The following is a 25,116-nucleotide window of genomic DNA, read 5'->3' as shown; positions in this document are numbered from 1 at the left end:
GGTTACTCGCTATCGTGATCTTTGCGGCGATACGGGAACACATCGATCACCTTGCCGGCGCGAATAGCCTCTTGCAGGCTTTTCCAGTAATCGGCGTTATAAAGCTCGCCATGCAGTTGATCGAACAACTTGCGCTGCCCGGAATCGGCAAAGAGAAACGGCGGAAACTCCTCGGGAAACACATCCAGCGGCCCGATCGAATACCACGGCTCGGACGCCATTTCATCTTCCGGCGTACGCGGTTGCGGGATGTGTCGGAAGTTGGCTTCGGTCAGGAAGCAGATCTCGTCATAGTCATAAAACACCACCCGCCCATGTCGCGTGACGCCGAAGTTCTTCAGCAGCATGTCACCGGGAAAGATGTTCGCCGCCGCCAGTTGCTTGATCGCCAGGCCGTAATCCTCCAGGGCTTCGCGCACCTGCGCCGGGCTGGCGTTTTCCAGGTACAGGTTCAGCGGCGTCATCCGCCGCTCGGTCCAGCAGTGACGGATCAGCACCGTGTCGCCTTCCACCGACACCGTGGACGGCGCGACTTCCAGCAGTTCCTCCAGGCACGCCGGGTCGAACTTGCCCAGCGGGAAGCGGAAGTCGGCGAACTCCTGGGTGTCGGCCATGCGCCCGACACGATCGACGCTCTTCACCAGCCGGTACTTCTCGATCACCGTGGCGCGGTCGACGTTTTTCGACGGCGAGAAACGGTCCTTGATGATTTTGAACACGGTGTTGAAACCCGGCAGGGTGAACACGCTCATGACCATGCCGCGCACGCCGGGGGCCATGATGAACTGGTCGTCAGTGCTGGCCAGGTGGTTGATCAGCGCCCGGTAGAACTCGGACTTGCCATGCTTGTAGAAACCGATCGAGGTGTACAGCTCGGCGATGTGCTTACCAGGCAAAATACGCTTGAGGAAGCCGATGAACTCCGCCGGCACCGGCACATCCACCATGAAATACGAACGGGTGAAGGAGAAGATGATCGACACGTCGGCTTCGTCGGTGATCAGTGCATCGATCTGGATGCCCCGCCCCTCGAGGTGCAGCAGCGGGATCGCCAGCGGCCATTGTTCATCGGCGGTGTAGATGCGCCCCACCAGGTAGGCGCCCTTGTTGCGGTAGAGCACCGAGGAAAACAGTTCGACGCTGAGCTGCGGGTCCTTGCACACCCAGTCCGGCAGGTTCTCGCGCAGTTGCGCTTCAAGGCGGCGCAGGTCGCCTGGCAGGTCGGCGTACTCCTCGCTGAAGCGATAATCGGCAAAGATGCTCGCCAGCATGCCCGACAGCTGCCCCTGGGGTTTGTAGGTGCGGGTTTGCGCGGCGCGGGCCCGGCGCAGGCTTGGCCGCGTGGTGTGGATGAACATGCAGCCGTCGCTGATCAGGTCATGGCTGAACAGCCCGCAGAAAATCGAGTTGTACCAGGTCTCGGACAATTCATCGTCGAAGCGCAGGTCGATCAAGGTGATGTATGCGCTCTTGACCAGCGGCCAGCAACTGACGTCCAGCGTGTCGGTGTCAAAGGCGGTGTGCAGGCGCGCCACCGTTTCACTGACCTTTTCTTCGTAGAGATTGATCCGCGCCGCCGACGCCGACTGCGTCTCCTGCCACTTGGCCTGCTCGAAGCGGGCCCGGGCGCCGTCGGTGATCTGGCGGAAATGCTCGCGGTAATCGTCAAAGCCATCGAGGATCAGGCGGGCGATGTCGGCGGCTGGCCATTGCTGCGGCATGGTGAGACCTCTACGGGAATTCGTGAGCCCTGAGCTTAGCCAGTGAAGCGGGTGCAGGAGAAGAGTAATTTTGCGCGCGGGTTATTTGCCCGTTTTCCGGTTGCCATCGATCAGGCACTCGGCAACACTCTCGTCCCGATCAAGGAAGGAGAGCACCGTGAACCCCGTCGATATTGTCCGTTTACTGTCACTGGCGGCCATCTGGGGTGCGAGCTTTTTGTTCATGCGCATCATCGCCCCGGTGATTGGCACGATTCCCACGGCCTTTTTCCGCGTGTCGATTGCCGCTACCGGCCTGTTGCTGATCCTCGGGCTGATGCGCATCAGCTGGGATTTCAAAGGCAAACTCAAGACCGTGATGCTGCTCGGGGTGATCAACTCCGGGATTCCGGCAACCCTGTATTCCGTGGCCGCCCAGGTGCTGCCGGCCGGGTACTCGGCCATTTTCAACGCCACTACACCGCTGATGGGCGTGCTGATCGGGGGGTTGTTCTTCCATGAAAGACTCACCGCCGCCAAGCTCGGCGGGGTGTTCCTCGGATTGTTTGGCGTTGGTGTGCTGACCCGTGCGGGCCCGGTCGCATTCGACCTGCAATTGTTGATGGGCGCCCTCGCCTGCCTGCTCGCCACCACCTGTTATGGTTTCGCCGGATTCCTCGCTCGCCGCTGGCTGGATCAGGCCGGTGGCCTGGACAGCCGTTTGTCTGCGCTGGGCAGCATGCTCGGCGCCACGCTGTTTCTGCTGCCGTTGTTCGGCTACAGCGTGATCAGCCAGCCGCCGGCAAGCTGGGGCGGCTGGAATGTCTGGTTGTCATTGCTGGGATTGGGGTTGGTGTGTACCGCGCTTGCGTACATCATTTACTTCCGTTTGCTCAGCTCGGTCGGGCCGGTGAGGTCGATGACCACGACCTTCCTGATCCCGCCGTTCGGGGTGTTGTGGGGGGCTCTGCTTCTCGATGAACCGCTGTCGATGGCGCATGTGTATGGCGGGGTGTTGATTGCGGCGGCGTTGTGGTTGGTGTTGAAGCCTGGGGTGGTGAAGGTGGCTCACAAGTAAATTTGTGCTGCCGCTGATGACGCCATCGCTGGCAAGCCAGCTCCCACAGGGTTCGGCGTCGAATACAGAATATGTGTACAACACGACTCACTGTGGGAGCTGGCTTGCCAGCGATGGCGTCGGCCCGGACGCTACAAAGCTGAATCACTCACCTCCCCATCCACCAACCGCCGAATCCCCAGCGGATTGGCATCCTGCAAGGCCTCGGGCAACAACGCATCCGGATAATTCTGGAAGCACACCGGGCGCAGGAAGCGGTCGATGGCCAGGGTGCCGACCGACGTGCCCCGCGAGTCGGACGTCGCCGGATACGGCCCGCCATGCACCATCGCTTCGCACACCTCGACGCCGGTGGGATAACCATTGAGCAAAATCCGCCCAACCTTTTCCTGCAGCATCTCCGCCAGCCAGCGGTACTCCAGCAACTCATCAGCCTCGCCGATCAAGGTCGCCGTCAACTGCCCGCGCAGGCCCTGCAGCGCCGCCGCCAACTGCGCGCGGTCCTCGACTTCGATGACGATGGTGGTCGGCCCGAACACTTCTTCCTGAAGCAGTTCATCGCCCTTGAGCAACAGGCTGACATCGGCCTTGAACACTTGCGGCTGCGCCTGGTTACCCTGCTGCGGCTTGCCCGCCAAATGAGTCAGCCCCGGATGCTCGTGCAGTTCACCCAGGCCTCGGCTGTAGCTGGCCAGCGCCGGGGCATTGAGCATGGTTTGCGCAGGTTGCTGGTTCATGCTCGCGCAAAAGGTTTCGAGAAAACTGCTGAACTGCGCTGAGCGCAGGCCGATGACCAGGCCCGGGTTGGTGCAGAACTGCCCACACCCCAGGGTCACGGAACCGGCGAGTTGCGCAGCGATCTGTTCACCGCGCACCGCCAGCGCCTCGGGCAGCAGGAACACCGGGTTGATGCTCGACATCTCGGCGAACACCGGGATCGGCTGTGGCCGGCTCGCGGCCATGTGGCTCAGGGCATTGCCACCTTTGAGCGAGCCGGTGAAACCCACCGCCTGGATCGCCGGGTGCTTGACCAGCCATTCACCGACGCCAGCGCCATAAATCATGTTGAACACCCCGGCCGGCATTTCCGTGCGCTCGGCGGCGCGGATGATGGCATCCGCCACCCATTCGGCGGTTGCCATGTGCCCGCTGTGGGCCTTGAACACCACCGGGCACCCGGCGGCCAGGGCCGAGGCGGTATCGCCGCCGGCCGTGGAGAATGCCAACGGGAAGTTGCTCGCGCCGAACACCGCCACCGGCCCCAGGGCGATGCGGTACTGCCGCAGATCCGGGCGTGGCAATGGCTGGCGCTCCGGCAACGCGCGGTCGATGCGTGCGCCGTAGAAATCACCGCGACGCAGCACCTTGGCGAACAAGCGCAACTGGCCGCTGGTGCGACCGCGTTCCCCCTGGATTCGCCCGGCCGGCAACGCGGTTTCGCGGCACACGGTGGCGACGAAGTCATCGCCCAGCGCATCGATTTCATCGGCGATGGCATCGAGGAACGTCGCACGTTTTTCCGCGCTCAGGCTGCGGTAGATCGGGTACGCCGCCGCGGCAGCTTTGGCGGCCGCGTCCACTTCGGCTTCGGATGCCTGGAAGAAGGTGCCGGGCAATGGCTCGCCGGTGGTCGCATCGAGGCTTTGCAGTTGCAAGGTGCCGTTGGCGCTGCGGCGGCCGCCGATGTAGTTGTGTCCAAGTAGCAATGTCATGAGGGTTTCCTTTTGCTGGCTCACAGCGCCCGCACCTGACCGATGGGCAACGGCTGGGCACTTTCGCCGATGCCGTTCACCAGTGGCGCACCGAACTCTTCGAGGCTGATCTGGAAGCGATCCCCTGGCTGGGTTTTCACGCCATCGGCAAACGACAGCGTGGCCGTGCCGAAGTAGTGCACATGAACGTCACCGGGCCGCAAGAACTGCGCGTACTTGAAGTGGTGGAACTCGAGGTTGGCCAGGCTGTGGCACATGTTGTCCTCGCCGCTGAGAAACTCTTTTTCCCAGATCGTTTCTCCATTGCGCTTGATGCGGCTGGTGCCCACCAGGTGCCTGGGCAATTCACCGACTCGCAGCTCCGGCCCGTAGGCGCAGCAGCGCAGTTTCGAGTGGGCCAGGTACAGGTAGTTGCGCCGCTCCATGACATGGTCGGAGAACTCATTGCCCAAGGCATATCCGACACGATACGGCTGGCCGTCGTCGCCGATCACGTAGAGCCCGGTCAGCTCCGGTTCTTCACCGGCGTCTTCGGCAAACGGCGGCACCGGGAAGTCCGCGCCGGGCCGCACGACGATGCTGCCGTCGCCCTTGTAGAACCATTCCGGCTGAGCACCGAACTGCCCGGCCGCTGGCTTGCCGCCCTCCAGGCCCCATTTGAACATGCGCATGGTGTCGGTCATGCCGGCTTCGACAGCGCCCTCCTGCTGGTGCATTTTGTCCCGCGTCGAAGCGCTGCCCAGATGGGTCAGGCCGGTGCCGCTGATCAGGCAATGGGCCGGGTCTTCATGGTCCAGCGGGGGCAGGACCTGGCCCTGCTTCAACAGCTGTGCGTAGTCCGGGCCCGGCTCGGTGCCGCGCAGGGCGACTTCTTCTTGCAGGCTGCGCTCGGCGCGGATCGCCGCGAGTGCCAGTTCGCGGGTGTTGCGGGTGCCCTTGAGCACCTGGACCTGGGCCCCGTCGACGAGCCCGACCTGGCGTTCACCGGCAGTGTTTTCGAATTGAATCAGGCGCATGTCGCCCTCCGGAAAGTCGTGGATAAGTGGCTCACCACAGGGTCACTCGATGATGTTGAAGTCGCTCAGGTACTCATCGGAGATTTCCAGGCCCAGGCCCGGTTTGTTGTCGTCGAGCTGGATGTAGCCGTTGACCGGTTGCGGCTCGCCCTTGAACACGTAGTAGAAGAGTTCGTTGCCGACTTCGACGTCGAACACCGGGAAGAACTCGGCCATCGGCGAGGCGGTGGTGGACATGGTCAGGTGGTAGTTGTGCATCTGCCCGGCGTGCGGGATGACCGGCACTGACCAGGCCTCGGCCATGGCGTTGATCTTGCGCGCGGCGGTGATGCCGCCGACGCGGTTGGTGTCGTACTGGATCACGTCGACGGCACGACGTTCGAGCAGGTCCTTGAAGCCGTAGGAGGTGAACTCGTGCTCGCCGCCGGAGATCGGCATGATCCCCATTTTTTTCAGCTCGATGTAACCCTCGATGTCGTCGGCGATCACCGGCTCCTCCAGCCAGCGCGGCTCGAACTCGGCCAGCTTGGGCAACATGCGCCGGGCATATTCGAGGGTCCAGCCCATGTAGCATTCGAGCATGATGTCGACGTCGGGGCCGGCCAGGTTACGCAAGGCGCGCACTTGTTCGATGTTCTTGCGCATGCCTGCCGGGCCGTCTTTGGGACCGTAGCCGAAGCGCATTTTCAGCGCGGTGAAACCCTGGTTCAGATAGCCCTGGGCTTCTTCGAGGAACAGGTCGAGGTTGTCGTTGGCGTAGAGCTTGGAGGCGTAGGTCCAGATCTTTTCCTTGGTACGGCCACCGAGCAGCTTGAACACCGGCTTGTTGACCGCCTTTCCCATGATGTCCCAGATGGCGATGTCGATTGCCGAGATGGCCGCCATGCCGATGCCTTTGCGCCCCCAGGCGTGGCTCTGACGGTACATTTTCTGCCAGATGTATTCGTTGTCGAACGGGTCTTCGCCAATCGCGATGGGTGCGAGGTAAGTGTCGATGATTTCCTTGGCCACCCGCGGCGCCAGGGCGCAGTTGCCGATGCCGATGAGGCCGTTGTCGGTCTCGACTTCCACCACCAGCCAGCCGTGGAAACGGAACGAGCCCATGGCGTCGCCGCGCTCGAACAGGATGTCGCTGGCGTTGGTGCAAAAGTGCGCCTGAGGTGGGACGACTTTGCCTTTCCACTCGAAAACGCGGGTACGGATCGCTTTGATTTTCATGAATACAGTTTCCTTGCGCTGCCGGCTTCTTGTCATTGTTGTGTCGCTGCGTGGAGCCGCTCGGGTGACCGGTACCAGGCATTCGATGGAGCGACTTTAGCCAGCCCTCGGGAGCTGCGGATAATCACTTATGCGTATCCGGCGATAACCTGGGGTGATAGGAAAAAGCAGTTATCCGGTAGATCGAGTTATCAGGCTTCACGCAAAAAAAATGTGGGAGCGGGCTTGCTCGCGAAGGCGTCAGGCCAGGCACTTCTTCAGTGACTGACCCACCGCTTTCGCGAGCAAGCCCGCTCCCACAGGAGGTTGTGCGTTTTATCAGTAGCTGTTGCCACCCATCCGGCAAGCAATCTCGAACGCCTGGCGCGTCGCACCGACGTTGGCCTTGCCCTGCCCTGCGATGTCGAATGCGGTGCCATGGGCCGGGGTGGTGATCGGGATCGGCAAGCCGCCCTGCACCGTGACGCCACGGGAGAAGCCCATCAGCTTGATCGCGATCTGCCCCTGGTCGTGATACATCGTGACGACCGCGTCAAAGGCGCTGGCGTCGCCCTGGACCTTGAGGAAAATCGTGTCGCCCGGGTACGGTCCTTCCGCCGCGATGCCCAGTGCCTGGGCCTTGCGCACCGCCGGGCCGATGATGTCGAGCTCTTCGCGGCCAAACGAGCCGTTGTCGCCGTTGTGCGGGTTCAATCCGCAGACGCCAATCCTTGGTTTCTCCAGGCCATTGCGCTTCAACGCGGTGTCGATCAGTTGAATCGCTTCCACCACCCGTTCCTGGCTGAGCAGCCCCGAGACCTCGGCCAACGCCACGTGAGACGTCACCCGTGAAGTCCAGAGGTTGTCGAGCACGTTGAACTCGCAGAACGGTCCGTGGAAATCCAGCAGCTCGGCGAACCAGTGCAACTCATCGTTGTGGGCCATGCCGGCCATGTGCAGCGAGGTCTTGTTCAACGGCCCGAACAATATCGCGTCGGTGGTCCCGGACTCGGTCAGGCGCAGGGCGATTTCCAGGGTGTCGAGGCTGTAGCGACCGCCAATGACGCTGGCCTCGCTGCGGGGAAATTCACCGACGGTGTCGCCGCGAAAATCGTAGAACAACGGTGTGTCATCGACGAACGACAGCTGCTCCAGCGACTCCACCCGGCGATATGGAAACTCCACCCCGGCGATGCGCATGCCACGACGCATTTCCGCTTCGTCGGCAATCAGGATCACGTTGGCCTGGCCGCGCACATCGGGCTCGCCGAGCAAGCGCGCGATCAGTTCCGGGCCGATGCCCGCCGGGTCACCCAGGACCATCGCGATGGTTGTCTTGTTCATGCTTCACTCCTTAAGGATTCAGGCAGCGCCCGGTCAATGGCGCAAGGTTCGCAGCGATAGATTCGCTGCGCGTTGCTGTAGAACAGTCGCTCCTGATCGGCCATGGGCAGATCGGCGACGATGAATTTGAAACCGCTGTAGATGTCGTCGAACGAGCCACACAGGCTGTCCACCGGAAAGTTGCTGGCGAACATCGCTCGCTTGGTGCCGAACATCGCGATGATTTCGCGCACGATCCAGGCGTTGTCGATAGCGCGCCACGCCCGGCCCGCCTGGCCCAGGCCGGAGATCTTGACTTGCACGTTCGGCCACTGCGCCAACCGCGCCATCGCCGCTCGCCACCCCGCCAAACCTTCGGCACTGCGGTCGTTGGGCAACCCGGCGTGATTGAGAATCAGGGTGATGCCGGGGAAATCCCGGGCCAGCCGTTCGGCCTCGGGCAGGTTCCACCAGGGGGTCTGCAGATCAAAGTGCAGGCCCAGTCCCTCCAGCGCGGCGTAACTGCGCCGCCAGTGCTCGTCGCTCATCAGGCTGCGCACCCGTCCGAACTGTTCGGGTGACGTCGGCCCGCCGGGCTTGTGCCGCACGCTGCGCACGCACTTGTAGGTGGCCTGCTCGGCGAGCACAGCAATAGCGTCCGGGTGGTCGAGCCAGGCTTGGGCGACGATCGCATTGGGCACCCCGTAACGGGCAGCCAGTTGCTCGATGAACCGGGTTTCGCCAATCGGGTCCTGGGGGTTCCATTCGGTCTCGACGTATACCGTTTGCACCACCCGATGCTCACCGGCATCGGCGAAGTAATCCTCGGGAAAATAGCGGCGCTTGATCGCGGTGTAATCGCCGTAGCGAAACGCAATATTGGCGTCGGGTGCCAGCCACGGATGGTCATTGATCGAGGGGTCCCAGAAGTGATGATGGGCATCGATGATCGGTCCATTCCAACGCTCAGCCATAACGCACCTCGTCGAGACTGATAAACAAAGTCGCCAGTACAAACACTGCCGAGCACGCGGCAAAGAACCCGAGCACAGGGGCGAAGCCACCGCTCATTTGCAGGATCACCCCCACCAGGATCGGCACCGCGATACCGCCGGTGCTGCCGGCCATGTTCATCACACCGCCGATCAAACCGACCCGCGCCGGCGCCGCCAGCAACGCCGGGAAGCTCCAGTAGAGGCTGCCCCACATCAGGAAAAACGCGGTCATGGCCAACAGCGCCACGGCCGCAAAAGGATCGCTCAGGGTCGGCAGCAGCAGGAACGCGCCGAGGGCCACCAGGCCGGAAAACGCCAGCAGGCTCTTGACCGCCACCCCGCGACGCACGCCCTTGCGGATCAAGCCGTCGCAAAGGAAACCACCGGTCAACGAACCCAGTGCGCCGCAGACGAAAATCACGAAGGTCGCCGCACCAATGCCCTTGATATCAAACCCCCGGGCTTGCGCCAGATAGCTCGGCCCCCAGGTGAGCAGGCCGAAATACACCATCGCCCAACTGGCACGACCGATCAGCAACCCGCTCAGGGAACGGGCGGCGATGCCCAGGCCCTTGACCGGTGCCCGGGCGGCTTCGGCGGCCGGCGTGGCGCGCCCGGCGTTGATCTTTGCCAGCTCCAGGGCATTGACCTGCGGGTGACTGGTCGGGTCATCACGCAGATAACGCCGCGCCAGCCAGGCCAGCAACAGGGTCGCCACACCGGCGATCACGAAGGCCAGGCGCCAGGAGTCCAGCGAAGCAATCAGGTAGGCAATAATCAACCCACCGAGCGCCACGCCCAACGGGCTCCCGCTGTCCATCAACACCGCTCCGCGACTGCGTTCGCTGGGCGCCAGCCACGAAGAGATCAGCTTGCCGCCGGACGGAAACAGCGGCGCTTCCGAGGCCCCCAAGGCCACGCGGGCAAACAACAACGACAGGCCGCCGGTGGCGAACGCCGCCAGCACCTGGAACGTGCCCCACAACCCGGTGGACCAGCTGATGACCCGATGCGGTCCGAAGCGGTCGATCAACCAGCCGCCGGGAATCTGCAACAGCGCGTAGGCCCAGAAGAAGCTGCTGAGGATCAAGCCCTGCATGCTCGGAGTGAGGGAAAACTCATGGGCGATGGTCGGCATGGCGATGGACAGCGAGACCCGATCGATCAGGTTGACCATGGTCAGCGCAAAGATGATCGCGAAGATCCGCCAACGCACATTGCTGGCCTTGGCAGTACCCGCTTGTGGCATTGCCGCTTCGGCGGTCGCAGCACCTGCGCCAGGCAGATGCAGGGAAGCACTGGGACGAGCCATGGTGCGTACCTCGATTTTTTATTGTTGTGGTTGCAAGCGCGTCGCGTCGTGGCGACCTGTGTGGGCACTATCGAAGGCCCGGTGATAACCGTCTAATCAAAACTTGAAATCAGGTGATAGCTTCGGGTTATGGCATGCCGTGCTTTCAATGAGCTTTCAACGCAGGCATACATTTTTTTGTAGGAAATCCTGCTTCGTTTGCCGCGCTATAACCCCAGGCTATCGGTGTATGTATTGTTTTGACTAGACGCGGCGGCGGCGCCTTCCCACACTCTGGCCAGGCTTGCAGCTTTCGAACGCCAACAAGTCACTCATAACAACTACAAAAACGAGGCTCTTCCATCATGCGAAATGCATTCGTCCGTCGCACATCCCGTCTGTTTCTTGGCTGCACCCTGGTCGCCGCTGGCGCCCTTCCCGCCCTGGCCCACGCCTGGCAACCGGACAAGAACGTCGAAATCGTTGTCGCCGGTGGCCCCGGTGGCGGTACCGACCAGCTTGGTCGCCTGATCCAGTCGATCATCACCACGCACAAGTTGCTCGACGTCAATACCATCGTCCTCAACAAGGGCGGCGGCAATGGTGCCGAAGCCTTTCTCGACATGAAGATGAACAAGGGCGATGCCGAGAAACTGGTGATCGGCACCAACAACATCTACCTGTTGCCGCTGGTGTCCAAGCTCGGCTATCAATGGCAGGAGCTGACGCCGATTGCCGCCGTGGCCGAGGATGACTTCATTCTCTGGAGCTACAAAGGCGCACCGTGGAAGGATGCGAAAAGCTTCTACGAAGCGGTCAAGGCCGACCCGTCGAACCTGCGCATGGGGGGCAGCCAGTCCAAGGATGTCGACCAGACCCTGACCCTGCTGCTGAACCAGACCACCAACAGCAAACTGGTGTACATCCCGTTCAAGAGCGGCAGCGAAGCGGCCACCCAGCTGGCCGGCAAACACATCGCCGCCAACGTCAACAACCCCAGCGAAAGCATCAGCCAATGGCGTGGCGATCAGGTCGAACCGCTCTGCGTTTTCAGCAAGGAGCGCATGAGCTACACCGACAAAGTCGCCGGTGACAAATCCTGGGCCGACGTGCCGACCTGCCATGAACAAGGCCTGGGCATCGATCAATACCGCTTCCCACGCACCGTGTTCATGCCCGGCGACATTTCCGCCGAGCAACGCGCGTTCTATGTCGAGCTGATGCGCAAAGTCACTGAAACCCCTGAGTTCAAGGCCTACGTCAAGCAGAACGCCCTGGTGCCAACCTTCCTTGAAGGTGAGCCGCTGACCGCCTACATCGAAAAAGACACCGCCCGCGTCACCCCGGTCTTCAAGGAAGCCGGCTGGTTGAAGAACTGACGTTGTCGCGGCCGCCCCGCCTGCGGGCGGCCGTCATCTGCTGGAGGTGTCTGCATGTCCCATTCTTCGGATTCACCCGCGCTGGTCGGCACCCGTTGGGTCGAACTCGGCCTGACACTCTTCACCGCGCTGATTGGCGTGGTGGTGATGTTCGGCAGCGTCGAACAAGGTATCGGCTGGGGTGACGCCGGCCCCGAGCCGGGTTACTTCCCCTTCTACATCGGCCTGATGCTCTGCGCCGCGAGCCTGGCCAACGGCGTGTTGACCGTGGTGCGCTGGCAAGCGCTGAGCATTGCCTTTGTCAGTCGCGGTGCGTTCAGGCAAGTGCTGTCGGTGTTCATCCCGATTGCGCTGTTCGTCGCGGCCATGCCGTTGACCGGCATCTACGTCGCCTCGGCGTGCTTCATCGCCTGGTTCATGTGGCGTGACAAGGTCCGCGCCAGGCCTTACGGCAAATGGATGATCGCCACGGTATCCCTCGGCGCGGTCCTGGCCAGCTACCTGATTTTCGCGCTGTGGTTCAAGGTCCCGCTGGATGCCGGCCCGTTGGGCGACTGGATTACCCTGGTCGGGAGAAATTTCAAATGAGCGAATTCGATTCCCTGTTGCAAGGCATGAACCTGATCCTGACCCCGGGCCACATCGGCCTGATGGTGATCGGCGTGCTGCTGGGCATCCTGGTCGGCGTGTTGCCCGGCCTCGGCGCCCCCAATGGCGTGGCACTGTTGTTGCCGCTGACGTTCACCATGTCGCCCGTGTCGGCGATCATCCTGCTGTCGTGCATGTATTGGGGCGCGCTGTTTGGCGGCTCGATCACCTCGATCCTGTTCAACATCCCCGGTGAGCCCTCATCAGTGGCGACGACGTTCGATGGCTACCCGATGGCCCGCGAAGGTCGCGCCGCCGAAGCCCTGACTGCAGCGTTCAGTTCGGCGTTGCTGGGGGCACTGGCCGGGGTGTTGTTGCTGACCTTCCTGTCGACGAAAATCGCTGCATTCGCCATGTCATTCAGTTCACCGGAGTTCTTTGCGGTGTACCTGTTGGCGTTCTGCACCTTCATCGGCATGAGCAAGAACCCGCCGCTGAAAACCGTGGTGGCGATGATGATCGGTTTCGCCATGGCGGCGGTCGGCATGGACACCGTGTCCGGCAACCTGCGCCTGACCTTTGACCAGCCGATCCTGATGACCGGCATCAGCTTCGAAGTCGCGGTGATCGGCCTGTTCGGCATCGGCGAAATCCTCTGCACCGTGGAAGAAGGCCTGGTGTTCCGTGGCGAACATGCGCGCATCACACCGATGGTGATCCTGCGCACCTGGGCCAAACTGCCGCGCTACTGGTGGACCATCATGCGCAGCACCCTGGTCGGTTGTTGGATGGGCATTACGCCGGGCGGCCCGACCGCTGCATCGTTCATGAGCTACAGCCTGGCGCGGCGTTTTTCGAAGAACCGCGACAACTTTGGCAAGGGTGAACTCGAAGGCGTCATCGCCCCGGAAACCGCCGACCACGCGGCCGGCACCAGCGCCTTGCTACCGATGTTGACCCTCGGCATTCCCGGTTCGGCCACTGCAGCGGTGATGCTCGGCGGCTTGATGATCTGGGGCCTGCACCCGGGGCCAACGCTGTTCGTCGAGCAGCATGACTTCGTCTGGGGCCTGATCGCCAGCATGTACCTGGGCAACGTGGTGAGCCTGATCGTGGTGTTGGCCACCGTGCCGCTGTTCGCCTCGATCCTGCGCATTCCGTTCTCGATCATCGCGCCGATTATCATCATGGTCTGCGCCATCGGTGCCTACTCGGTGCACAACTCGTTCTTCGACGTGGTGCTGATGCTCGGTTTCGGCGCGTTGGGTTATTTGTTCAAGAAGCTGGGCTACCCAATTGCACCGCTGGTACTGGCGGCGGTACTGGGCGACAAGGCCGAAGATGCGTTTCGCCAGTCAATGCTGTTCTCTGACGGGCACCTGGGAATCTTCTGGTCCAACCCATTGGTGGGCGGCCTGACCACGGCGGCGCTGCTGATGCTGTTCTGGCCGTTGATTTCCAAGGCGCTGCAAACCCTGATCGGCCTGCGCAAAGCCCCGGTCGCCAAGCCTAAATCGGTGCTGTGACACAGCAATGCTGGCAACGCCTGGCATTTGTTGTCAGGCTTGCCGCAGTCTTGATTGCGAGTACGGCCCATGTCCCGAATTCCTGATGCCAATGTGATCCACAGTCGTTTGCGACTACGCCAGCTACGGCTGATGCTGGCGCTGGAGGAGTTCGGCTCGTTGCGCCGTGCCGCCGACCACATCGGCATGACTCAACCGGCAGCGACCAAGATGCTGCACGAGGCTGAGGATTTGCTCGGCGTCGAGCTTTTTGAACGCCTGCCGCGGGGCATGCGCTCGACCCCGTTCGGGGAAACCGTCATCTACTACGCCCGCATGGTCTTCGCCGAACTCAGCGGCATGCGCGAAGAACTGGTGGCCCTGCAATCGGGCAACCTGGGGCGGGTCGCCGTTGGCGCGATTCCGGCGCTGGCCTCGGGGTTGTTGACCCGCACCATCGCGACCTTGAAGCAAAGCCATCCACGCCTGTCCATGAGCATCCAGGTCGACACCAGCGACGTGCTGGTGCAGGCGCTGTTGCAGGATCAACTGGACATCGTGCTGGGGCGTATTCCACCCGGAGCACGGGCCGAAGAACTGCTGTTCGACAGCCTGGGTGAAGAAGAACTGTGTGTGATTGCCGGTGCACAAAATCCGCTGGCGCAAGAGAAGCAACTGGGTTGGGCAGAACTGCAGAACATGACCTGGGTGCTGCAACAACAGCCAAGCCCGATGCGCGCGATCATCAACCAGGTGTTCCACAATGCGCGGGTCGATATTCCGAGCAGCATCGTCGAAACCACCTCGATCATGACCTTGCTCTCGTTGATTCAGCAGACCGATATGCTCGGTGTCACGCCGGTGTCGGTGGTCGAGGATTATCCCGGTCGTGACCTGCTGGCGGTGCTGCCGATCAAGTTCGAAGCACGCTTGCCACCCTACGGGCTGATCACCCGCCGCCATCGCATCCAGTCGTCGGCGATGCAGGCGTTCATGAACTCGGTACGTGCCGAACATGCGAAGGCCTGAAATGAAGCCCGATTCCCTGTGGGAGCGAGCCCGCTCGCGATGGACGTGAACGATAACGCGTGCTGCCTGAATGATCGCGCTGTCTGGACGTCCATCGCGAGCAAGCTCGCTCCTATGGGGTTTACGCGGTTTTACGGAACACGAACACCAGGCCGACGATAATCAGCAACATGCCGAGGATGCTCAGCATCGCCAGCCGGTTGCCGAAAATCAGGTAATCCATCACGGCCGTCACGGCCGGTACCAGATAGAACAGGCTGGTGACATTCACCAGATTGCCCCGGGCGATCAAGCGGTACAGCAACAACGTCGCCAGCACCGACACCACCAGCCCCATCCACAACACGGGCACGATGAAACCGCTGCCGTGTTCGAAATGAAAGGGCTGGAACGGCACGAAGATCCCGCAGAGCAACAGCCCCGCCAGGTACTGCACCGGCAGCGTGCCGAGGGGATTGTCGGTGATGCGTTTCTGCATGATCGAACCCAAGGTCATGCTTGCCAGCGCCAGCAGGCCGAAGAGCATCCCGGCCAGCGACATGCCCGCCAGGCCGATGCCCTGGTAGACCACCATGATCAAACCGGTCAAGCCCAGCGACAGGCCGAACATTCGGCTGGCTGAGCGCTGACGCTCCATGAGCACCACCGTGAGAATCGGTTGCACGCCCATGATGGTCGCCATCACACCGGGCGTGACCTTGAGGTCGAGCGCCAGCAGATAAAAAATCTGATACGCCCCCAGCAACATCAAACCGGTGGCCATCGCATACCGCATCGCCTTGCCGCCCCTGGGCAACTTCAACTTGAGCGACGGCATCAACAACACCAGGCCGCACAACGCGATGACGAAGCGAATCAACAGAAAGGCAAAGGGTGACGCGTGGGCCAGCCCCCACTTGGAGAAGATCGCCCCGCTGCTCCACAGCAGGACGAACAGGCTCGTGGACGCCGCCGCGAGCGCGGATTTTTTCGAAAGGACAAACATGAATACCACCTGTAGTCAGGCAAGAAGCCAACTCAGCCGAAGCTGAAATTCAGTAGTTTTTTTGCGGGCGTATTTGCAGGCAGGATTGAAACAGCGGAAACGCTGATCAGCCCGAAATGCCAACACCCGGCGGTGCTGCGACTGCGCACACCGGTGTGCTACTGACAGGTGGGGGGTAATGACTGATCTGCACAGGCTGCTGGTTCCCGCACGGCACGACGCCAGCGTTGACCGCTGAATCGACTACCGCGTTGATGAGGGATGCAGGCATTGGGCTGATCTTTTTCGAGAAGTTGAGAAAGCAGGTCATGGGGACCTGCTTGTGCCGACTATAACCAGAGCTCGACAGCCTTGGCAATGGGTTGGAAGACGTGACTGGCATCAACCCGCTTGCAATAGACGGGTGAGGTGCTGGCCGTAACCATTTTTTGCCAAGGGACGCCCAACAGATGTTCAGCCCAGCAGCCAATGGACCAGCAAAGCCAGCACACCGATCGCCAATACTGGTCGCATTACCCGGTAGGCCTTGGGATAACGACGCTTCCACTGCTTGATCGCACCACTGGACCTGTCGCTGAATCGCTTGCTCCAGGCATAGGCCTGGTTGATCCCGCCCACGCGTTCATGCGCAAGGTTCTGCGGCGCGGTGGCGCGTCCCAGCAGGCTGCTGATCCGGCGGTTGATGCCGGTGATCAAGCGGTTACTGAGCGGTCGCTCGATGTCGCAGAACAGGATGACCCGGGTCTGGTCGGTTTCGTTCTTGACCCAATGCACATAGGTTTCGTCGAACATCACGTCTTCACCATCACGCCAGGCGTAGGCCTGACCGTCGACGTAGATGCGGCAAGCGTCGCTATTGGGCGTCGCCAGTCCCAGGTGGTAGCGCAGGGAGCCGGCGAAGGGATCGCGGTGCGGATTGAGATGACTGCCCCCCGGCAGCAAGGCGAACATGGCCCCCCTGACATTGGGAATCGCGCTGACCAGCGCCACGGTCTTCGGGCACAACAGCTCGGCCGAGGGCAAGGGTTTGTCGTACCATTTGAGGTAAAACCGTTTCCAGCCCTTCCTGAAAAACGAACCGAACCCGGCGTCGTTGTTTTTTTCCGCGGCGCGGATGTAACCCTCGTCAAACAGGTGCATCGCTTCGTCGCGGATAACTTCCCAGTGGTCCTTGAGCACATCCAGTTCGGGAAACTTGCTGCGGTCCAGGTAGGGTTTTGAAGGTACGCCGGAGAACAGATACATCAAGGCGTTATAGGGGGCGAACAGGGCCGAATGGTTGACGAATTGGCGCAAGACCGGCAAGCGCGCCTTGCCACGCAAATGCACATAGAGGGTACTGCCCAGGAACAGCAGCAAAAACGACGCTTTCGCGGCAACCGAAATGCTCATCAACAGCTCCTTGATCGATAGACATCTGCGCAACGCCATTCCCCGACGCGGCCGTTGGCATGATAACCACTACCAATCACGGGAAAAACCCGTGTAACCCGAGATACTGTGTCAAGCAATGCGTAACAAAGTATTTCTTATCACAAGGTGCCTGAACACTTGCTGATCCGGGTCACTCACACCTGATGAAGAAGGGAAGCCCCCTCTCCATCATTTGAGCCTTTGCCAGCGGTTACTGCTGATTCTCCTGTTCGGTAAACAGATCGCTGAACAGCATGCTCGACAAGTAACGTTCACCGGAATCCGGAAGGATCACCACAATGGTCTTGCCCTGCATTTCCGGGGTCTCCGCAAGGCGAACTGCCACGGCCATCGCGGCGCCGCAGGAGATGCCGCACAGGATGCCTTCTTCCTGCATCAAGCGCAGGGCCATGGCCTTGGACTCCTCGTCGGTGACCAGCTCTACCCGGTCAACGATCGACAGGTCGAGGTTATTCGGCACAAAACCGGCACCGATGCCCTGGATCTTGTGCGGACTCGGCTTGATTTCCTCACCGGCCAACTTTTGGGAAATCACCGGTGATACCGCAGGTTCCACTGCCACCGAGACGATAGGTTTGCCCTGGGTATTCTTGATATACCGCGAAACGCCGGTAATGGTTCCGCCTGTTCCGACCCCTGCCACCAATACGTCCACGGCACCGTCGGTATCGTTCCAGATCTCGGGCCCGGTGGTTTTTTCGTGGATGGCGGGGTTGGCCGGGTTGTCGAACTGCGCTGGCATGAAATAGCGCGCCGGATCACTGGCGACGATCTCCCCAGCCTTCTCGATCGCACCTTTCATGCCCTTGGCCGGCTCGGTCAGCACCAGTTCCGCCCCCAGTGCCTTGAGTACCTTGCGGCGCTCGATGCTCATGGATGCCGGCATGGTCAGCATCAATTTGTAGCCACGCGCGGCGGCAACGAAGGCCAGGCCGATGCCGGTGTTGCCGGAGGTCGGCTCGACGATGGTCATGCCCGGCTTGAGCCTGCCCGTGCTTTCGGCGTCCCAGATCATGTTGGCGCCAATCCGGCACTTGACCGAGTAACCGGGGTTGCGCCCCTCTATCTTGGCCAGGATGGTGACGCCGCGCGGCGCGATACGGTTGATCTGCACCAACGGCGTGTTGCCGATGGAATGGGCATTGTCAGCGTAGATACGGCTCATGGCTGGGTCCTTAACGACAGCATTGAAATAGGGCATCAAGGTAAGCCTCTTGCCCGTAGGCGTCCAGTCAGGTCGAACGTCCGGATGTGAGCGCAGTCAATGGCTATAGAACGCCAGAGAATTACCATCATGAAACGTCGATACCGCTGGCCGTTATGGAGCTTCGCCGGCCTCGTTGTGCTGCTGGTTACCCTGCACTTCGCCCTGCCCTACCTTGTGCGCGACTACCTCAATGACCGGCTGGCGAACATGGGCGATTACCGTGGCCAGATTGCCGACGTGGACCTGGCCCTGTGGCGCGGAGCGTACAAGATCAACGGCCTGAAAATCGTCAAGGTCGAGGGCAAGGTACCTGTTCCCTTCGTCAATGCGCCGCTGATCGACCTCTCGGTCAGCTGGCATTCCCTGTGGTACGACCACGCGGTGGTAGCCGAAGTGAAGTTCGTCAAGCCTGAGGTCAACTTCGTCGACGGTGGGGCCAACAAGAAAAACTCGCAAACCGGCGAAGGCACCGACTGGCGCGCCCAACTGGGTAAATTGCTGCCGATTACCCTCAACGAAGTGCAAATCGACGATGGCAAGGTCAGTTTTCGCAACTTCAACTCCAAGCCACCGGTGAACATGAATGCCACCAAAGTCGACCTGAACATTTACAACCTGACCAACGTGGTCGATTCCAAAGGCAAGCGCGACGCCCGCTTCGAAGGCAAGGCACTGCTGCTGGGACACGCCCCCCTGGAAACCACGGCCACGTTCGATCCACTGAGCAACTTCGAGGATTTCGAGTTCCGCATGCGGGCCCGGGACATTCAGCTCAAACGCATGAACGACTTCGCATCGGCCTACGGCAAGTTTGATTTCAATGCCGGCCACGGCGATGTGGTCATCGAAGCCGAGGCGAAAAAAGCCAAATTGACGGGTTACATCAAACCGCTGCTCAGGGATGTCGACGTGTTCAACTGGCAACAGGATGTGGAAAACAAGGACAAAGGCCTTTTTCGTTCCATCTGGGAGGCTCTGGTCGGCGGCACCGAGACCGTTCTGAAAAACCAGGGCAAGAACCAGTTTGCAACGCGGGTTGAGCTACGCGGCAACGTCCATCAAAAAGATATCAGCGCGTTCGAGGCGTTTTTGCAGATTTTACGCAATGGTTTCATTCAGGCATTCAATGCCCAATATGAACGACCCAAGCCGGATGCCGGTTAACGCTTGCGCGTGACGGTGTAGCGCCCGGTTACTTCGGCTGCCCGTGGCAGATTGGCTTGCTGTTGCAGGAAGTCCCATCCCAGGCAGGCCAGGGCCAGTGAGCGCGGTACCGCCTCTCTACCACTGCTGTAGCGGCTGATGCTGCGGGCGCTGACTCCCAACGCCGCGGCGGCCTGATTGAGCGGCAATCCGGTTCGAGCGCGCCAGTCGATGAAGATCCGGGTATTTTCGTCCGAAGCGTTTTGCGCAAGCGCATCCAGGTACAAAGTGTCGGCACCGATCTGGATGTCCTGCCCGGGCCACTCCACACACCAGCCATCATCCCCCAGCGTGGCCCCCTCGAAAGCCTCTCCCTGCAAGGGTTTCAAGCCCGCAAAAGCCTGCAGGTCGCGACTCAGGTCCAAGGTCAGTTGTTGACCATCGATGAACGTCAGCGCCAACCGATAGTCCGGCAATACACCCACTGCCGATAGTCGTGGTCGCTTCATGGGTAACATCGTTTCCAATCCTCCAGCAATTGCACCTGATGGGCCCTGACCCAATCCAGCGCTTCCTTGATAATCAGCGGCGGTGCCTTGCCCACCATCACGACGACGGTTTCCAGGCTCAGCATGACGTCCAGCCCGCCACCGGTCAGATGAACGTGGGGCGGCGGATGATCCTTCTCTCGCAGCTGAATGCGATAGGTATCTCGAAATCGATATTTGGTAGACATGCCTGGCAAGCTATCGCCATTATGGCGATATCTCAATACTGGCCAGCCGCCGAGACTGAGTCAAGATGTGACGCTCCATTCAGAGACTGAATAAGCCGTCTGCGTTCACAGTCGACCGGACACCGCGTTATAGTCTGGGCTGACCATTTTATTGCACCTTTTATTGCACCCTGCGCCCTGCCTCGCTCAGGCCGGCGTTACCGTTCGAGGATTAGCAGATGAAGTTCGAAGGCACCCAGGCCTACGTCGCCACCGATGACCTTAAGCTGGCGGTCAACGCCGCCATCACCCTGGAGCGGCCACTGCTGGTCAAGGGCGAACCAGGCACCGGCAAGACCATGCTCGCCGAGCAACTGGCCGACTCCTTTGGCGCCAAGCTGATCACCTGGCACATCAAATCCACCACCAAGGCTCACCAGGGCCTGTACGAGTACGACGCGGTCAGCCGCCTGCGCGACTCGCAGCTGGGCACGGAAAAGGTCCACGACGTTCGCAACTACCTGAAGAAGGGCAAGCTCTGGGAAGCGTTCGAGTCCGAAGAGCGCGTGATTCTGCTGATCGACGAAATCGACAAGGCCGACATCGAGTTCCCCAACGACCTGCTGCAAGAACTCGACAAGATGGAGTTCTACGTCTACGAGATCGACGAGACCATCAAGGCCAAGAAGCGCCCGATCATCATCATCACCTCCAACAACGAGAAAGAGCTGCCGGACGCCTTCCTGCGCCGCTGCTTCTTCCACTACATCGCGTTCCCGGATCGCACCACGATGCAGCGGATCGTCGACGTGCACTACCCGGACATCAAGAAAGACCTGGTTAGCGAGGCGCTGGACGTGTTCTTCGACGTGCGCAAGGTGCCGGGCCTGAAGAAGAAGCCTTCGACCTCCGAGCTGGTGGACTGGCTGAAGCTGCTGATGGCCGACAACATCGGCGAAGCGGTGCTGCGTGAACGCGATCCGACCAAGGCCATCCCGCCGCTGGCAGGCGCGCTGGTGAAGAACGAACAGGACGTGCAACTGCTTGAGCGCCTGGCGTTCATGAGCCGTCGCGGCAGTCGTTGATCATCTGGGGCAAATGCCATGCTGCTCAATCTGTTCAATGAAATGCGTGCAGCCAAGGTACCGGTCTCGGTGCGCGAGCTGCTGGACCTGATCAACGCGCTTAAACAGCGCGTGACCTTCGCCGACATGGACGAGTTCTATTACTTGTCCCGGGCGATCCTGGTGAAGGACGAAAAGCATTTCGACAAGTTCGACCGGGCCTTCGGGGCCTACTTCAATGGCCTGGAAAAGCTCGACGATCACCTCCAGGCGTTGATCCCGGAAGACTGGCTGCGCAAGGAATTCGAACGTTCCCTGACTGACGAAGAGCGGGCGGCGATCCAGTCCCTCGGTGGCCTGGACAAGCTGATCGAAGAATTCAAGAAACGCCTGGAAGAACAGAAGGAACGCCATGCCGGCGGCAACAAGTGGATCGGCACCGGTGGTACCAGCCCGTTCGGTTCCGGCGGTTTCAACCCGGAAGGCATTCGGGTTGGCGATGCCGGCAAGCGCCAGGGCAAGGCCGTAAAGGTCTGGGATCAGCGCGAGTACAAGAACCTCGACGACTCGGTCGAGCTGGGCACGCGCAACATCAAGGTCGCCCTGCGCCGCTTACGCAAATTCGCCCGCCAGGGTGCCGCCGAAGAACTCGATATCGATGGCACCATCGACCACACCGCCAAGGATGCCGGGCTGCTGAACATCCAGATGCGTCCGGAACGGCGCAACACGGTCAAGCTGTTGCTGCTGTTCGACATCGGCGGCTCGATGGACGCCCACGTAAAGATCTGCGAAGAGCTGTTCTCGGCGTGCAAGACCGAGTTCAAGCATCTGGAGTACTTCTACTTCCACAACTTCATTTATGAATCGGTGTGGAAGAACAACATGCGCCGCACCTCCGAGCGCACTTCGACCATGGATCTGCTGCACAAGTACGGCGCCGATTACAAGGTGATCTTCATCGGCGACGCCGCCATGGCGCCCTACGAAATCACCCAGCCGGGTGGCAGCGTCGAGCACTGGAACGAAGAAGCCGGCTATGTGTGGATGCAGCGGTTCAAGGAGAAGTACAAGAAGCTCATCTGGATCAACCCGTACCCGAAAGATACCTGGGGCTATACCTCCTCGACCAATATCGTTCGGGATTTGATTGAGGACCAGATGTATCCGTTGACATTGCGGGGGTTGGAGGAAGGGATGCGGTTTCTTTCCAAGTAGAAATGCATCGCCTGTGATGGCCTCTTCGCGAGCAGGCTCGCTCCCACATTGGATCTTTGTCGTACATAAGACCTTGTGGGAGCGAGCCGGCTCCGGGCGGCGTTCCGACGAAGCTGTTAGCGGTGTGAAAACCTGCGCAAGTACTCGACCTGCTCCCGATGAGCAACCTCCTGCACCACCGGCCGCAACCGCACCTGCGCGCCCGGCAAATACTGCGCCAGCCGCGCCAGCGCCAACGGCGTCAACGCCCCCAACCGTGGATAACCGCCAATGGTCTGCCGGTCATTGAGCAGCACGATCGGCTGCCCGTCCGGCGGTACCTGCACAGCGCCCAATGGAATGCCTTCGGAAATCATCGGCTTGCCCTGGTAGTGCAACGCCGTACCCAACAGGCGAATGCCCATGCGGTCGGCACGGCTGTCGAGGTTCCACACGCTGTTGAACGCATCGAACAGACTCTGCCCGCTGAACTCACCGATCTGCGCACCGAGCACCAGGTCCAACGGCGTATCAAGCCTCAGGTCCGGCCGCTGATCTGCGCTCAATTCGCGCAGCAACATCACCGAATTGCCCGAATAGCTCAAACTCGCGCCTTTATCCAGCGCACGCCCCATGCCATCCAGGCCGCCGAGTTCCTCACGGACCACCGTCGCGCTGCTGCCCAAGACTTTCGGCGCATCGAAGCCACCCGGTGCGGCCAGGTAGGCCCGGGCGCCGAGCAATGGCTGGGTGAATTGCAATTGCTGGCCCTTTTGCAGCCTGAAGCTACGCCACGGTGCCAGCGGCTCGCCGTCCACCTTTGCCCCCAGATCGGCCCCGGCCAACGCCAGTACGCAATCGTCTTGCGCCACGACATTGAACCCGCCGAGGGTGATTTCGATCACCGGTGCATCCAGCCCGTTACCCAGCAACCAGTTGGCCCAGGACATCGAACGCCAATCAGCCGCCCCGCCCTGGGTCACGCCCAGATGCCGCACACCGAAACGGCCGGCGTCCTGCAACAGGCACAGCGGTGTACTCGCTTCAATCGTCAGACGGCTCATACCTGGGCCTCCAATGGCGTGTCATCACCGCCCAGGTTGATGAATTCGGCATGGCCGACCGCTTCGAAGCGCACGGTGTCGCCCGGTTGCATCAGGCTGTAGCCGTCACGGTTGCGGTCGAACAATTTGGCCGGTGTGCGGCCGATCAGGTTCCAGCCGCCGGGGGAGACCACCGGATAGGCGGCCGTCTGCCGCTCGGCGATACCGACACTGCCGGCGGCGACTTTCTTGCGCGGTGTGCTCAGGCGCGGTGCGGCGAGCACTTCTTCCACCAGGCCCATGAACGCGAACCCCGGTGCGAAGCCCAGGGCGAACACCTGATACTCACGTTCGCTATGACGGCGGATGACGTCCTCAACCGACAATCCGCTGCGCTGTGACAACAGGCTCAGTTCAGGACCGACACTCAAGTCGTACCACACCGGCAGCACATGGCATTTGCCACGAGTACGTGCATTGGGCGACAGGTCGATCAGTGCTTCGGCAATCAATTCCCGAGCCTGGGTCGGGCTCAACGCGGTCAAATCGTAATGCACCATCAAGGTCGTGTAGGACGGCACTAGGTCGATCAGGTGCCCACCAAACGCCGCCCGCAGACTTTCGCTGGCCGCCAGCATCCATGGCATGTTGGCTTCGGCGATTTCATCGAACAGACGCACCATCAGGCAATCGAGCGCGACCACTTCTACCCGCAGTTTCATGACGCGCCCTGCTGATTCAGAGCGTCACGAATGCGCCGCACGGCGGCTACCGAACTGGCATTGTCGCCGTGCACGCACAGGGTGTTGGCCTGCAAGTGCAAGGCGCTGCCGTCATTGGCGGTGAGGTGATCGCCACGGGCAATGATCAACGCCTGCTCGATGATTTTCTCCGGCTCGTGATGCACCGCCCCCGGCAGTTGCCGCGAGACCAACATGCCGGCGTAGTCGTATGCGCGGTCGGCGAAAGCTTCGAACCACAGGGTCACGCCGTACTCCTCGCCCAACTGCTGTGCGGCGCTGTTGTCGCGGCTGGCCATCAGCATCAGCGGCAGGCTGCGGTCATAGGACGCCACCGCTTGCAGCACGGCGCGCAATTGCGCGGGGTTGGCCATCATGTCGTTGTACATCGCGCCGTGGGGTTTGACGTAGCTGACCCGCCCGCCCTGGGCCCGGCAGATGCCGTCGAGGGCGCCGATCTGGTAATGCAGGATGTCCTGCAGTTCCTGGGCGGTATAGGCCATGGAGCGGCGGCCAAAACCAACCAGGTCCTGATAGGCCGGATGCGCGCCGATCTGCACACCGTGGCTGAGGGCCAGGCTGACGGTCTTGCGCATGATGCTCGGGTCGCCGGCATGGAAACCGCAGGCGATGTTGGCGCAATCGATGAAGGGCATGACCTCTGCGTCCAGACCCATGGTCCAGTTACCGAAACTCTCGCCGATGTCGCAGTTCAATAGCAGGCGGCTCACGATGAACACTCCTGTAGGCTTTATTCTTTTTAGCTGCCGGACAT

Annotated in this window: 23 protein-coding genes; 8 read left to right on the top strand and 15 right to left on the bottom strand. The window is 61.1% G+C overall.

What is annotated here, in order from left to right:
- Positions 1 to 2 precede the first annotated feature (2 nt).
- The gene (gene aceK / locus OH720_RS07330) at positions 3 to 1,721 is read right to left on the bottom strand and encodes a bifunctional isocitrate dehydrogenase kinase/phosphatase (RefSeq protein ID WP_272605078.1); all 1,719 of its coding nucleotides are present in this window, start codon (positions 1,719 to 1,721) and stop codon (positions 3 to 5) included.
- A gap of 157 nt (positions 1,722 to 1,878) precedes the next feature.
- Between aceK and OH720_RS07325 the strand changes: the two genes are divergently transcribed.
- Positions 1,879 to 2,778 (top strand): DMT family transporter, encoded by a 900-nt coding sequence (locus tag OH720_RS07325; RefSeq protein WP_272605077.1) that lies wholly within the window; start codon positions 1,879 to 1,881, stop codon positions 2,776 to 2,778.
- A 131-nt stretch (positions 2,779 to 2,909) separates the two neighbouring features.
- Here the strand turns inward: OH720_RS07325 and OH720_RS07320 are convergent, their stop codons facing one another.
- The 6 genes from OH720_RS07320 to OH720_RS07295 all read right to left on the bottom strand — a co-directional run bounded on the left by OH720_RS07320 (position 2,910) and on the right by OH720_RS07295 (position 10,270).
- The gene (locus OH720_RS07320) at positions 2,910 to 4,490 is read right to left on the bottom strand and encodes an aldehyde dehydrogenase (NADP(+)) (protein ID WP_272605076.1); all 1,581 of its coding nucleotides are present in this window, start codon (positions 4,488 to 4,490) and stop codon (positions 2,910 to 2,912) included.
- 20 nt (positions 4,491 to 4,510) lie between these two features.
- Entirely contained in the window at positions 4,511 to 5,506 is a 996-nt protein-coding gene (gene araD1 / locus OH720_RS07315; protein WP_272605075.1) for an AraD1 family protein, read from the bottom strand.
- Between the two features lie 42 nt (positions 5,507 to 5,548).
- Complete coding sequence (locus OH720_RS07310) at positions 5,549 to 6,724, bottom strand: L-rhamnonate dehydratase (RefSeq protein ID WP_180202916.1); 1,176 nt, start codon at positions 6,722 to 6,724, stop codon at positions 5,549 to 5,551.
- A 318-nt stretch (positions 6,725 to 7,042) separates the two neighbouring features.
- Positions 7,043 to 8,047: a 4-hydroxythreonine-4-phosphate dehydrogenase PdxA gene (locus tag OH720_RS07305; RefSeq protein ID WP_272605074.1), complete on the bottom strand. Its 1,005-nt coding sequence runs from the start codon at positions 8,045 to 8,047 to the stop codon at positions 7,043 to 7,045.
- Positions 8,044 to 9,000 (bottom strand): amidohydrolase family protein, encoded by a 957-nt coding sequence (locus tag OH720_RS07300; protein WP_272605073.1) that lies wholly within the window; start codon positions 8,998 to 9,000, stop codon positions 8,044 to 8,046. The genes OH720_RS07305 and OH720_RS07300 overlap by 4 nt, the downstream gene beginning before the upstream one ends.
- On the bottom strand, positions 8,993 to 10,270 hold the full coding sequence (locus tag OH720_RS07295; protein ID WP_272606409.1) for an MFS transporter: 1,278 nt from the start codon (positions 10,268 to 10,270) through the stop codon (positions 8,993 to 8,995). Before OH720_RS07295 ends, OH720_RS07300 begins: the two co-directional genes overlap by 8 nt.
- A gap of 407 nt (positions 10,271 to 10,677) precedes the next feature.
- Between OH720_RS07295 and OH720_RS07290 the strand changes: the two genes are divergently transcribed.
- From OH720_RS07290 to OH720_RS07275, 4 genes are all read left to right on the top strand, one after another.
- Positions 10,678 to 11,691, top strand: coding sequence for a Bug family tripartite tricarboxylate transporter substrate binding protein (locus OH720_RS07290; RefSeq protein WP_180202919.1), 1,014 nt, complete (start codon positions 10,678 to 10,680; stop codon positions 11,689 to 11,691).
- 54 nt (positions 11,692 to 11,745) lie between these two features.
- On the top strand, positions 11,746 to 12,279 hold the full coding sequence (locus tag OH720_RS07285) for a tripartite tricarboxylate transporter TctB family protein (RefSeq protein WP_272605072.1): 534 nt from the start codon (positions 11,746 to 11,748) through the stop codon (positions 12,277 to 12,279).
- Positions 12,276 to 13,805, top strand: a complete 1,530-nt coding sequence (locus tag OH720_RS07280; protein WP_272605071.1) for a tripartite tricarboxylate transporter permease — start codon at positions 12,276 to 12,278, stop codon at positions 13,803 to 13,805. The genes OH720_RS07285 and OH720_RS07280 overlap by 4 nt, the downstream gene beginning before the upstream one ends.
- 69 nt (positions 13,806 to 13,874) lie before the next feature.
- Positions 13,875 to 14,813 (top strand): LysR family transcriptional regulator, encoded by a 939-nt coding sequence (locus OH720_RS07275; RefSeq protein ID WP_272605070.1) that lies wholly within the window; start codon positions 13,875 to 13,877, stop codon positions 14,811 to 14,813.
- 121 nt (positions 14,814 to 14,934) lie between these two features.
- Here OH720_RS07275 and OH720_RS07270 read toward each other — a convergent pair whose 3' ends face one another.
- From OH720_RS07270 to cysK, 3 genes are all read right to left on the bottom strand, one after another.
- Complete coding sequence (locus tag OH720_RS07270) at positions 14,935 to 15,798, bottom strand: DMT family transporter (RefSeq protein ID WP_272605069.1); 864 nt, start codon at positions 15,796 to 15,798, stop codon at positions 14,935 to 14,937.
- A 453-nt stretch (positions 15,799 to 16,251) separates the two neighbouring features.
- Positions 16,252 to 17,190, bottom strand: coding sequence for an aspartyl/asparaginyl beta-hydroxylase domain-containing protein (locus OH720_RS07265; RefSeq protein ID WP_272605068.1), 939 nt, complete (start codon positions 17,188 to 17,190; stop codon positions 16,252 to 16,254).
- Positions 17,191 to 17,422: 232 nt separating this feature from the next.
- Positions 17,423 to 18,397 (bottom strand): cysteine synthase A, encoded by a 975-nt coding sequence (gene cysK, locus OH720_RS07260; RefSeq protein WP_272605067.1) that lies wholly within the window; start codon positions 18,395 to 18,397, stop codon positions 17,423 to 17,425.
- A 129-nt stretch (positions 18,398 to 18,526) separates the two neighbouring features.
- Here cysK and OH720_RS07255 point away from each other — a divergent pair, with 129 nt between their 5' ends.
- Positions 18,527 to 19,603 (top strand): DUF748 domain-containing protein, encoded by a 1,077-nt coding sequence (locus OH720_RS07255; protein WP_272605066.1) that lies wholly within the window; start codon positions 18,527 to 18,529, stop codon positions 19,601 to 19,603.
- Here OH720_RS07255 and OH720_RS07250 read toward each other — a convergent pair.
- On the bottom strand, positions 19,600 to 20,100 hold the full coding sequence (locus OH720_RS07250; protein WP_272605065.1) for a DUF2442 domain-containing protein: 501 nt from the start codon (positions 20,098 to 20,100) through the stop codon (positions 19,600 to 19,602). The genes OH720_RS07255 and OH720_RS07250 overlap by 4 nt on opposite strands.
- A complete protein-coding gene (locus OH720_RS07245; protein WP_272605064.1) occupies positions 20,088 to 20,318 on the bottom strand; it encodes a DUF4160 domain-containing protein in 231 nt (76 codons plus the stop codon). The genes OH720_RS07250 and OH720_RS07245 overlap by 13 nt, the downstream gene beginning before the upstream one ends.
- Before the next feature lie 218 nt (positions 20,319 to 20,536).
- Here OH720_RS07245 and OH720_RS07240 point away from each other — a divergent pair, with 218 nt between their 5' ends.
- Complete coding sequence (locus tag OH720_RS07240; protein WP_008055443.1) at positions 20,537 to 21,382, top strand: AAA family ATPase; 846 nt, start codon at positions 20,537 to 20,539, stop codon at positions 21,380 to 21,382.
- 18 nt (positions 21,383 to 21,400) lie between these two features.
- Positions 21,401 to 22,579 (top strand): vWA domain-containing protein, encoded by a 1,179-nt coding sequence (locus tag OH720_RS07235; protein ID WP_046816791.1) that lies wholly within the window; start codon positions 21,401 to 21,403, stop codon positions 22,577 to 22,579.
- A 116-nt stretch (positions 22,580 to 22,695) separates the two neighbouring features.
- Here the strand turns inward: OH720_RS07235 and OH720_RS07230 are convergent, their stop codons facing one another.
- Genes OH720_RS07230 through OH720_RS07220 form a run of 3 tightly spaced genes read right to left on the bottom strand, consistent with a single transcriptional unit; the run spans position 22,696 to position 25,072 of the window.
- Positions 22,696 to 23,622, bottom strand: coding sequence for a biotin-dependent carboxyltransferase family protein (locus OH720_RS07230; RefSeq protein WP_272605063.1), 927 nt, complete (start codon positions 23,620 to 23,622; stop codon positions 22,696 to 22,698).
- Positions 23,619 to 24,323: a 5-oxoprolinase subunit PxpB gene (pxpB, locus tag OH720_RS07225; RefSeq protein WP_272605062.1), complete on the bottom strand. Its 705-nt coding sequence runs from the start codon at positions 24,321 to 24,323 to the stop codon at positions 23,619 to 23,621. Before pxpB ends, OH720_RS07230 begins: the two co-directional genes overlap by 4 nt.
- The gene (locus tag OH720_RS07220; protein WP_272605061.1) at positions 24,320 to 25,072 is read right to left on the bottom strand and encodes a 5-oxoprolinase subunit PxpA; all 753 of its coding nucleotides are present in this window, start codon (positions 25,070 to 25,072) and stop codon (positions 24,320 to 24,322) included. Before OH720_RS07220 ends, pxpB begins: the two co-directional genes overlap by 4 nt.
- Positions 25,073 to 25,116: the final 44 nt, after the last annotated feature.

Source organism: Pseudomonas sp. WJP1, from assembly GCF_028471945.1.
Classification (GTDB): Bacteria; Pseudomonadota; Gammaproteobacteria; order Pseudomonadales; family Pseudomonadaceae; genus Aquipseudomonas.
Note: the sequence above shows the minus strand (reverse complement) of the source record. Positions and strands in the feature narration are given on the sequence as shown.